This window comes from Marinobacter sp. ST-43 (assembly GCF_030541085.1).
GTDB classification, from domain to species: domain Bacteria; phylum Pseudomonadota; class Gammaproteobacteria; order Pseudomonadales; family Oleiphilaceae; genus Marinobacter; species Marinobacter nauticus.
In genome coordinates this window covers 282517-291867 of record NZ_JASSVO010000004.1, presented here as the reverse complement: position 1 = coordinate 291867, position 9351 = coordinate 282517, and the positions used below count along the sequence as shown (strand labels likewise).

Below are 9351 nucleotides of genomic sequence, written 5' to 3'. Positions count from 1 at the left end.
GATCAACGTGCTGGGCGTGAAGGGGATGCTGGCAAGGCTGGCTTGAGGCGCTTAGGCCTCTTTATTGCCTGTAAATATAGGCTGATTGAAAGCAAAAATGCCCCGGACGATGTCCGAGGCACTTTGTGGGCCTGCTCAGAAGCTATGTAAATCGTGTTTTTACACAGCCTCCAAATGGCTGCCCTTTTTTATGCTTGAGAACACCTGAAGGCACTCCGTTCCGATCAGAACGCCGGAACAACCGCACCTTCATACTTCTCCATAATGAAATCCTTCACCGCATCGGATTTCAACGCATTGGCCAGCTTCTGCATGGCTTCGCTGTCCTTGTTGTCCGGACGGGCGACCAGGATGTTCACGTAAGGAGATTCGGAGCCTTCAATCACCAGAGCATCTTCAGACGGGTTCAGGCCCGCTTCCAGCGCGTAGTTGGTGTTGATCAGCGCCAGGTCCACCTGGTTCAGGATACGCGGCAGGGTCGCCGCTTCCAGTTCCTTGAAGTCCAGGTCTTTGGGGTTGTCTGCAATATCACGCGGGGTCGCAGTGATCTTGCTTTCGTCCTTCAGGGTAATCAGGCCCGCTTTCTGCAGCAGCAGCAGAGCACGTCCACCGTTGGTGGGGTCGTTGGGGATGGCTACAACCGCACCTTCTTTCAGCTCGTCCAGAGACTCGATCTTGCTGGAGTAGGCGCCGAACGGCTCCACGTGAACGCCGGTCACAGTCACCAGGTTGGTGCCACGGCCGTTGTTGAACTCATCCAGGTACGGCTGGTGCTGGAAGAAGTTGGCATCCATACGCTTCTGATCAACCTGGATGTTGGGTTGCACGTAGTCGGTGAACACCTTCACATCCAGCTCCACACCCTGTTCCGCCAGGGCCGGCTTCACGAATTCCAGCAGCTCGGCGTGGGGTACCGGAGTCGCGGCCACGGACAGTTGTTCTGCCGAAGCAGCGGTCGAGAAGGTTGCAACAGCGGCCAGAGCCACCAGAGTTTTCTTCAGGTTCATAACAAATCTCCTGCGTTAATTATTTACGGCTGAAATACAGAACCAGGCGATCGCCCGCCATCTGCAACACCTGCACAAAGATCACCAGCAGGGCCACAGTAATCACCATGACGTCGGTCTGGAACCGCTGGTAACCGAACCGGATCGCCAGGTCGCCAAGGCCGCCGCCACCAATAACGCCAGACATGGCTGCGTAAGACACCAGAGTAATGGCCGTTACCGTAATGCCCGCGATAATGCCGGGAAGTGCCTCCGGCAGCAAGGCACCAAAGATGATTTGCCGAACATTCGCACCCATGGCCTGGGTTGCTTCAATAATGCCCCGGTCCACCTCCCGCAAGGAGGTTTCCACCAGGCGGGCAAAGAACGGAGCACCACCGGCCACCAACGGCGGAATCGCGCCGGCCACACCCAGGGAGGTGCCGATCAGCATTACCGTGAACGGGATCATCACAATCAGCAGGATGATGAAGGGCACAGAGCGCAGCACGTTCACAATAAACGACAGGATGGCGTAGGCCACCGGCTGTTCCAGCAACTGACGCTTGCCGGTCAGGAACAACAGCACACCGATTGGCAAGCCAATCAATACGCTGAACAACAGCGACATGCCCACCATCACCAGGGTATCCCAACTGGCCCAGCCAATTTCGGCCCAGTCCACGTTCCCCATAAGGCTTTCCATCAAGGCTTCCATCAGCGCACCACCTCCACATGAACTTCAGCGGCTTCCAGCGCTTTCATGGCGACCTCCAGATCGCCGCCCACCAACGACAGGGTCAACTGGCCGTAAGGCGTGTCCTTGATGTGATCAATCCTGCCCGAAAGAATACTGAAATCCACACCGGATTCCCGGGCAACACTGCCAAGCAACGGTTTGTACGTGGATTCCCCCTTGAACGTCAGTCGCAGAATACGACCCTCGGCTTTCTGCAGATCTTCCTGCAGCTCATCCCGATCGACATTCTCGCTTTCGAACACAAAATCCCGGGTGGTCGGGTGCTGGGGGTGCAGAAAGACTTCACTGACTGGCCCCATTTCCACCACACGGCCGGCATCCATCACCGCCACCCGGTCACAGACACGGCGCACCACATCCATCTCGTGGGTAATCAGCACAATAGTCAGGCCCAGTTCCTTGTTGATGTCCGCCAGCAGCTTTAGCACCGACTGGGTGGTTTGTGGGTCCAGGGCGCTGGTGGCTTCATCGCACAGCAAAATAGTCGGTCTGCAGGCCAGAGCGCGGGCAATGCCTACCCGCTGTTTCTGCCCGCCGGATAACTGAGACGGATATTTGTTGGCATGATCGCTCAGGCTCACCCGTGCCAGCAGCTCATCCACCCGACTGCGAATTTCAGCCTTGGAATAAATGCCCGCCAGCTTCATCGGGAAGGCAATATTGTCAGCCACCGTCTTGGACGACAGCAGATTGAAATGCTGGAAAATCATGCCCACTTTGCGTCGGAAGGCCCGCAACTCTGCGGCGCTGTAGCGGGTGATGTCCTCGTCGTCGATCAGGATGCGACCGCCGGTGGAGGGTTCCAGTTTGTTGATCAGTCGGACAAGGGTCGATTTGCCCGCGCCGGAGTGGCCGACGATGCCGAACACCTCACCGGTCTCGATGGTCATACTGGTGGGATGCAGCGCGGGGATCGCCCGGCCAGCCACCTGGTACGACTTTTCTACCTGGTCAAATACAATCACGATCAGTGCCTTGCAGATGCGTCGTTAAAACCGGCGATTATAGCCTATTCAGGGGGCAAACCCGAATCCCGCCCGGTGGCCGGCAGGTGGGTAGTTGCCCTTACACCAAAAGGTACCTGACAGACCCGCACCCAGGTCAGCACGGTCAGCCGGGCCATCACGCTGATCGGCTTTGATGCCGTGAAGTCCATGGCGATTTCGTCTCTGATTGTCGATTCCCTGCTTAAACGCAATGATCGCCCCCACATGCTGCGATGCCTGGCCAGGGCGATTCACGCCACGGTACAGGCCCGCTGCCTGATGCTCAAACGTACCGAGCACGCCCTTGAAGAAGTCTTTATCGGCGCTTTGCTGATGAACATCGGCGAGACACCCGCCGCCATCCGTGACCAGCTCAAGGTGAATGCCTAGGAGGCCACCAAAGTGGCGGTTTCTCTCGGCATCCCGCAAGTGACGGCCCTGCTGCCGGGCAACCAGGAGTCAGCCCCCGATGCCCAGGCCCCGGCCATGGACTCCGATCTGCAACTGCAGATTCTGCGGGAGCTGACCCAGACCCTGGCGGAAAAACCGGACATCAATGAGGTCTGCCAGTTAGTGATTGAGGGGATTCACCGGGCCATCGGCATGCAGCGCGTAGCCCTGTTGATGACCGACCGCTCCGGCGAACTACTGGTACCGCGCAAGGTAGGTGGCCGCGGCACCGAAGAATGGCGTGAGCACTTCATCATCAAGAAAGATGGCACCGGCCCGCTCGGGTCACTGCTACCCCATGGCCCCTGCGCCGTCTATGAACCGCGAAAGCAGACCGAAGGGGTGCCCTACGATCGCTGGCTGGGGAAAGTACCGGCGCTGACAGGTTCGCTGAAAGCCAAGGGCCGGTTGGTAGGTTTGTTCTACGCGGACAATGCGGCAGCAGGCTATGTGCCATCAGAACAACAATTGGCAGCGTTTGGCCACTTTATCCAGAACGCCCAGTTGTGTCTGACCCTGATGTCAGTACGCTGACATCAGGGTCAGCCTGGTACAAACACTAGTGCAGCGAGCGCATCTGCCTCGGATAGAGGGCCGCACTGACTTCCGGTTCTTCCAGCAGATCTGCCAGTTCCCGATCCACGTCGGTTTCCTCGCCCTCATCCGGCAGCGGCTCAAACAGGGTGCTCAGCCAGGAGGCCACGGACGGCGCGTTATCTCGGTCGTAGTCGGTAGACAGCGCCTTGATCCGGCGGAAGCCGATAATGCGTTGGTGACGCGGGTCGCGGATCTGCTCGAAACCCCGCCAGTAGATGCGATCACGGGTGTGAAGTTGGACGAACAGGGTATCGATGGGGCCATTATCGTCATCCCGGGCGTCGTCATCAGTCGCCGCCTGCTCAGGCTCGGGCTGGCCTTCGGCCGGTTTGCGGCGGATGGTGGTCCAGGCCGGATAGAGCACCGCAACTGCGTCGGCCTCCACATGTTCCCTGGCTGCTCTCAGAATAAGCCCCCAGCGAGCCTTGTCGGCATCAGTCTCCAGTGAGTTGATAGGAAGGTCGTAGCTCTGATCACTGGACAGGACGATCGCCATCATCGGGGCGTCCAGTTCCCCCATGGCTTCAGCCTGCGCTACGGATACCAGATCGTCGATTGCCATCGATTGGTTCATAAGATGCTCGCCTCCTCGATGCCATCAGGGTGGTCAGGAACCGGTGTCCCTGACTAACAGCATAGCCTGTTCCACATGGAAAGATAAACGTGGAGTTGGTCACCGCGGATCACAACCCCCGGAGAAGGTTTTTTCTTCGACCTCAGAAAGCATCCTCAAGGCGCTCGTAGTTGCTGAACCACGGATTCGCCTCTTCCAGTTGAGCAGCAACCTGCAGCAGGCGGTCTTCACCACCGTGGGCCGCCCCGAACTGCACCCCCACAGGCAGCCCGTCACGGGTCCAGTGCAGGGGTACCGACATCGCCGGCGTTCCCGTCAGGTTGGCCAGCTGGGTGAATGGCGTCCTGGCCAGGCTTTCCAGAGCCATCTGGTCCACCTGTCCACTCTTGTGCACCAACTTTCCGGCTTTCAGACCGAGCATCAGCCGGGCCACCAGTTTCAGGTGAGCCGGTGTGTCCATTTGCCCGATCCGGGCCGGTAACTGGCCGGTGGTGGGACACAGATAAAGATCAAAACGGTCGAAATAGGCCCCCAGAGCCCGGGCGAAATCGTTCCACTGCTGGCGCAGGCGAACATAGTCTGGCAGCGGCATGGTGCGCCCGAGCATGCCCAGCAGCCGGGTTTCCAGCTCAAAATCCCGATCGGTGGCGCCGAATTCGGTTTTCGCGCGTTCCATAAGCGCGGATACCTCACCGAAATACAGCGCCAGGTAGCAGCGGGCCAGGGCCAGCCCATCAAACTCCGGGCGGGCATACTCTACATCGTGGCCCAGGGATTCCAGCAGGCGTGCCGTTTCTTCAACTGCGGCGACGCATTCCGGCGCTACCTCGGTGTCATAGGGTGACGAGGTAAATACGCCGATTTTGAGGCGGCCCGGTGACTGCTGCATCAGGTCCGCCCATGGGGCCGATGGCTGTGGAATAGTAAACGGATCGCCACTGGCCGGACCGGACAGCACATCCAGCATCGCGGCGCTGTCCCGGACGGTCCGGGAAACCACATGATCGGTGGACGCTCCGGTCCAGGCCTCGCCAGCGTATGGGCCAACCGAAATCCGGCCCCGGGACGGCTTCAGCCCGAACAAGCCATTGTAGGCGGCCGGAATACGAATGGAGCCACCGCCATCGTTGGCACCCGCCATGGGCACAATGCCAGCCGCGACCGCAGCACCAGAACCGCCGCTGGAGCCGCCCGGCGTGCGCTCGGTATCCCAGGGGTTACGGCTGGGGCCCCACAACGCCGATTCGGTCACGGCCTTGAGGCCGAATTCCGGGGTTGCCGTGCGACCAAGAAAAACCAGCCCTGCCTCCCGGGCACGGCGCACAAACTGGGAATCCCGCGTAGCGACGTTCTTCAGCAGAGCCCGGCTGCCGTATGTACAGGGATGCCCGGCCTGCTCCTGTGCCAGATCCTTGAGCAACAAGGGCACCCCGGCGAAGGGGCCCTGTGCAGGAAAATCCTGATCCATGGCCTCCGCAAACTGCGGGTGGCAGATGGCATTCAGGCGCGGGTTCACGGCGCTGGCACGGTCGATAGCGGCCTCGGTCACTTCCCGGGAGGTGACTTCACCCCGGCGAATCAGATCGGCCAGGGCCGTGGCATCGTAACGGAGATATTCGGACGGTTTCATTGGCAACCCTGCTTGTTGTTCTTCGGCGAAAGTCCCCTGGACATTCCCGTTATAAACCGGAAACTCAGGAGCTTACGCCAATACCAGAGTGAGTTCCATGAGCCTGATCGTGTTTCCGGAAGCCCTGAGCACCAGCGTGATTGTGTTCCTGCTGATGGCTTCAGCGGTTACCTCCATGATCACCGCCACCTTGGGCGCCGGCGGCGGTGTCCTGCTGCTGGTACTGATGGCATCCTGGCTGCCACCGGCGGCGATCATTCCGGTGCACGGCATGATCCAGCTCGGTTCCAACAGTGGCCGGGCCATACTGACCTGGCATCATATCGACTGGAAGGTGATCGCCGCCTTCGCCCCAGGCGTGCTGGCAGGGGCCGGACTGGGTGCCTGGTTGCTGGTCGATCTGCCGGCTCATCTGTGGCAACTGAGCATTGCCCTGTTCGTGCTTTACCTGTGCTGGGGCCCCGGGTTGCCCAAGGCCTCTTTTGGCCCGTTCGGCGTGTTTATCGCTTCTGCCATTACCAGTTTCGTGAGTCTGTTCGTGGGCGCTACCGGCCCCCTGGTGGCGGCGTTTATCAAGCAGATTCACACCGACCGCTTCCGCACCGTCGCCACCTTTGGCACCGCCATGACCCTGCAGCACGCCCCCAAGGCCCTGGTATTCGGCGTGGCCGGTTTTGTGTTTTCGGAGTGGCTGCTCTTTATTCTGGCCATGATCGCCTGCGGCTTTGCCGGCACCTGGCTTGGATTACACCTGCTTAAATCCATCAATAACCGGTGGTTCCACACCGCCTTCAACCTGGTACTTACCTTGCTGGCGTTCCGCTTGCTCTGGCAGGCAGCGCGCTCTGCCGGCTGGCTTGGCTAATGCCGGTCGCCTTCGTCCGGCAGTGCAATCGATACTACGCAGTTCCGGCCCCGGGATTTGGCGATGTAGCAGCCTTCATCAGCCCGTGCCATCACCTCTTTCGGGCCGTTGTCGTGGGCTGAAACCGGCGTCAGGCCAATGCAGACGGTGACGCCAAACTGGCGACCGTCGTGTTCGATCTTCAACGCCTGCACCTTTGCCCGGATGCTTTCAGCCAGGGTTTCGGCACGCGCCATACCACAGGCTGGCAACAGAATGGCGAACTCATCACCGCCAAGTCGGGCTACCGTATCCGACTGACGCACGGCCTGTTTGAACACCTCCGCCAGCCGCTTCAGCAGATCATCGCCAACCAGGTGACCACCTTCATCGTTGACGGGTTTGAAGTGGTCCAGGTCGATCATCATCAGTACCGCAGGCACCGGTTGCCCGGGCGCATCCGCCAGCGCCTTGAGCAATGAGGCGGTGAACGCCCGCCGATTCACCAACTGGGTCAGTGCATCGTGGGTGGCTTCCCAGGATAATCGTTCTTCTTCCCGCCTGCGTTCACTGTCGTCCCTGAGTACAAACACCAGCCGTTCCTGCCGCTCGCCCCGTCGCAGATGCAGCATGGTCAGATCGATGTCGTAGATCCGTCCAGCCAGGTTTTCGAGGGTCACGTAGCGGTTGTCGATTTCATCGCCGGCCAAAAAGGTTTCATACAGCAGTTCTTCATTGTCATGACGGATGGTGACGGATTCGAAGAAGTTATGGCCAACACAGTCATCGTCCAGCGCCAGAAAACTGCAGGCAGCGCCATTGGCGTAGCGGATAGCGCCTTCGGTATCCACCATCAGCACCCCTTCCTGAAGCACATCGAGAATCGAATCCGCCCGTTGCTGTTCCTCACGAATGGCCCGTTCAAAGCGCATTTCCTGAGTCACATCCCGGACGGCGGTAATGGTGCCAATGGCCTGGTCCGGCAGGTCGATCACCGAGGTAATGACATCCACCCAGACATGACCGGGCAGACGATGGGTTAGCAACCTCAGCCGGCTCCTGAAAAAACTGCGGCGCACCAGAACATTGCGCCATCCTTTCATGGCCTTGTCCCGATCCTCGCTGGCAACGGTTTCAATCAGGTAACGATGGCGGAGCCAGTCCTCGGGGCGACCGACAATATCCAGAAACGCCGGGTTCACGAACTCTATACGGCCCAGGATATCGGTGTGTACGATGCCGATAGGTGCATTGCTGGTGAGGGACCGGAAGAAGGCCTCGCGTTCGGCCAGTGACCGGAAAATCTCATCCCGTTCCTGCCGCACCTGGTTGAAGACTTTGGCAACGTTGCGGATCTCCGACCCGCCCACCTCGGAAACAGGCTCCTCACGCTCACCAGTGTGTCGCTGATATATCTGAACCCCGAGATTGCGCAACGGCGCCAACAACCGGTAGAAGATCCAGAAAGCCAGAGGCGCCAGTATTGATACTACCGCCAGCAAAGCCCAGCTGAAGCCACCGGTCATCCTCAGTGCCGGAGCAAAGGCCTCACGCTCGGGCCAGACAGCGGCCACAAACCATGGCACCAGCGCCATTTGCGCATAGCCGGTTATGGTCCCGGTTTTCCGGCCCGGATGATCGTGGGATGTGCCCTCGAAACCGGACATCGCCTGCAGTAAAGAGGGAGACGATTTGCTTACGGGCACCATCACCTCTCCCGACAGACCATCAGCAAGTACGATGCCGTTTTGCGTTATCAGGCGCAGATAGCCGGTCTGGCCAACCCGGACACTGGCAAATTCACTCATGAAATTATCGCCCTGCAGCAGAATCAGCCCGCCAATCATGCCGATGAATCGCTGGTTTGCATCAAACAGGGGCGCGGCCACCATAACGCCGGGCTGCTCATCAATTACGGTAATGTAGGGAGCGCTGATAATGGGCGACATCCGGCTGACCAGATCGGTGAAGTAGGGGCGCTGCGAGGCATTAAAACCGGGTACGTAATACGACGCCGGGGAAGCTGCCAGTAACCGACCATCGGCATCGAGAATAAAGGTGGCATCGAAAAGCTGGAGCAGGGCATCCTGATTACGCAGCAGGACCCGGGCCCGGTTTTCCAGCACGATCTCGGTGGACGGAAATCCCTCGGCGACGAGGGTGAGAACCTCCAGCCGCTCCGACAGTTTCAGGTCCAGTTCGCGGGCCACCATTCCGGCAATGGTTTCCACCTGGTCATGGGCCATCTCCTCCAGCTCGGCCCGACTGAGCAGCCACCCGATGGCCGCAATGACAACAGCGGATGCCGCCACAAAAACCACCACCAGGGCGACGGCACGGTTCACCAGGCTGCCGAACCACTTTCTGACCAAATTAATAACTCCCGTCACTCAGGCTCTGGATGCCCGGCATGGATACCAATTAGTTGCAAATATCACCGAAAGTCTAACAAAGGCGGGCGGATACGTCAGATCGAGACTTGAAATTCTACTGATAATCGTTATTATTTAGGTCTATTTTCGTC

At 59.2% G+C, this 9351-nt stretch carries 10 protein-coding genes; 3 read left to right on the top strand and 7 right to left on the bottom strand.

Going from position 1 to position 9351, the window contains the following annotated elements; translation table 11 throughout:
- Positions 1–224: 224 nt before the first annotated feature.
- The 4 genes from QPL98_RS08895 to QPL98_RS08880 are packed head-to-tail and all read right to left on the bottom strand — an operon-like array spanning position 225 to position 2902.
- A complete protein-coding gene (locus QPL98_RS08895) occupies positions 225–1007 on the bottom strand; it encodes a MetQ/NlpA family ABC transporter substrate-binding protein (protein ID WP_199451571.1) in 783 nt (260 codons plus the stop codon).
- Positions 1008–1026: 19 nt separating this feature from the next.
- Entirely contained in the window at positions 1027–1704 is a 678-nt protein-coding gene (locus QPL98_RS08890) for a methionine ABC transporter permease (RefSeq protein ID WP_014420171.1), read from the bottom strand.
- Entirely contained in the window at positions 1704–2711 is a 1008-nt protein-coding gene (locus tag QPL98_RS08885; protein WP_014420170.1) for a methionine ABC transporter ATP-binding protein, read from the bottom strand. Before QPL98_RS08885 ends, QPL98_RS08890 begins: the two co-directional genes overlap by 1 nt.
- A 44-nt stretch (positions 2712–2755) precedes the next feature.
- Positions 2756–2902 carry a hypothetical protein gene (locus QPL98_RS08880; protein WP_286714157.1) on the bottom strand — a complete coding sequence of 49 codons (147 nt, stop codon included), beginning with the start codon at positions 2900–2902 and terminating at the stop codon, positions 2756–2758.
- Between QPL98_RS08880 and QPL98_RS08875 the strand changes: the two genes are divergently transcribed.
- Both QPL98_RS08875 and QPL98_RS08870 read left to right on the top strand, forming a co-directional pair.
- Complete coding sequence (locus QPL98_RS08875; RefSeq protein WP_286714158.1) at positions 2892–3122, top strand: hypothetical protein; 231 nt, start codon at positions 2892–2894, stop codon at positions 3120–3122. The genes QPL98_RS08880 and QPL98_RS08875 overlap by 11 nt on opposite strands.
- A gap of 12 nt (positions 3123–3134) precedes the next feature.
- Positions 3135–3716, top strand: coding sequence for a hypothetical protein (locus QPL98_RS08870; protein WP_273030788.1), 582 nt, complete (start codon positions 3135–3137; stop codon positions 3714–3716).
- Between the two features lie 25 nt (positions 3717–3741).
- On the opposite strand, the gene QPL98_RS08865 is transcribed toward QPL98_RS08870, so the two are convergent.
- Positions 3742–4353 carry a hypothetical protein gene (locus QPL98_RS08865; protein ID WP_011783800.1) on the bottom strand — a complete coding sequence of 204 codons (612 nt, stop codon included), beginning with the start codon at positions 4351–4353 and terminating at the stop codon, positions 3742–3744.
- Positions 4354–4495: 142 nt separating this feature from the next.
- Entirely contained in the window at positions 4496–5983 is a 1488-nt protein-coding gene (locus QPL98_RS08860; RefSeq protein ID WP_303293105.1) for an amidase, read from the bottom strand.
- Between the two features lie 97 nt (positions 5984–6080).
- On the opposite strand from QPL98_RS08860, the gene QPL98_RS08855 reads away from it, so the two are divergent.
- A complete protein-coding gene (locus QPL98_RS08855) occupies positions 6081–6848 on the top strand; it encodes a sulfite exporter TauE/SafE family protein (RefSeq protein ID WP_141066765.1) in 768 nt (255 codons plus the stop codon).
- Here the strand turns inward: QPL98_RS08855 and QPL98_RS08850 are convergent.
- Entirely contained in the window at positions 6845–9199 is a 2355-nt protein-coding gene (locus QPL98_RS08850; RefSeq protein WP_303293104.1) for a diguanylate cyclase, read from the bottom strand. The genes QPL98_RS08855 and QPL98_RS08850 overlap by 4 nt on opposite strands.
- Positions 9200–9351: the final 152 nt, after the last annotated feature.

Bases quoted from the DNA above. Each gene is read 5' to 3' on its own strand.
- QPL98_RS08880 (WP_286714157.1), bottom strand. From the start codon at position 2,902: ATGGACTTCACGGCATCAAAGCCGATCAGCGTGATGGCCCGGCTGACC.
- QPL98_RS08890 (WP_014420171.1), bottom strand. From the start codon at position 1,704: ATGGAAGCCTTGATGGAAAGCCTTATGGGGAACGTGGACTGGGCCGAA.
- QPL98_RS08865 (WP_011783800.1), bottom strand. From the start codon at position 4,353: ATGAACCAATCGATGGCAATCGACGATCTGGTATCCGTAGCGCAGGCT.
- QPL98_RS08855 (WP_141066765.1), top strand. From the start codon at position 6,081: ATGAGCCTGATCGTGTTTCCGGAAGCCCTGAGCACCAGCGTGATTGTG.
- QPL98_RS08860 (WP_303293105.1), bottom strand. From the start codon at position 5,983: ATGAAACCGTCCGAATATCTCCGTTACGATGCCACGGCCCTGGCCGAT.
- QPL98_RS08895 (WP_199451571.1), bottom strand. From the start codon at position 1,007: ATGAACCTGAAGAAAACTCTGGTGGCTCTGGCCGCTGTTGCAACCTTC.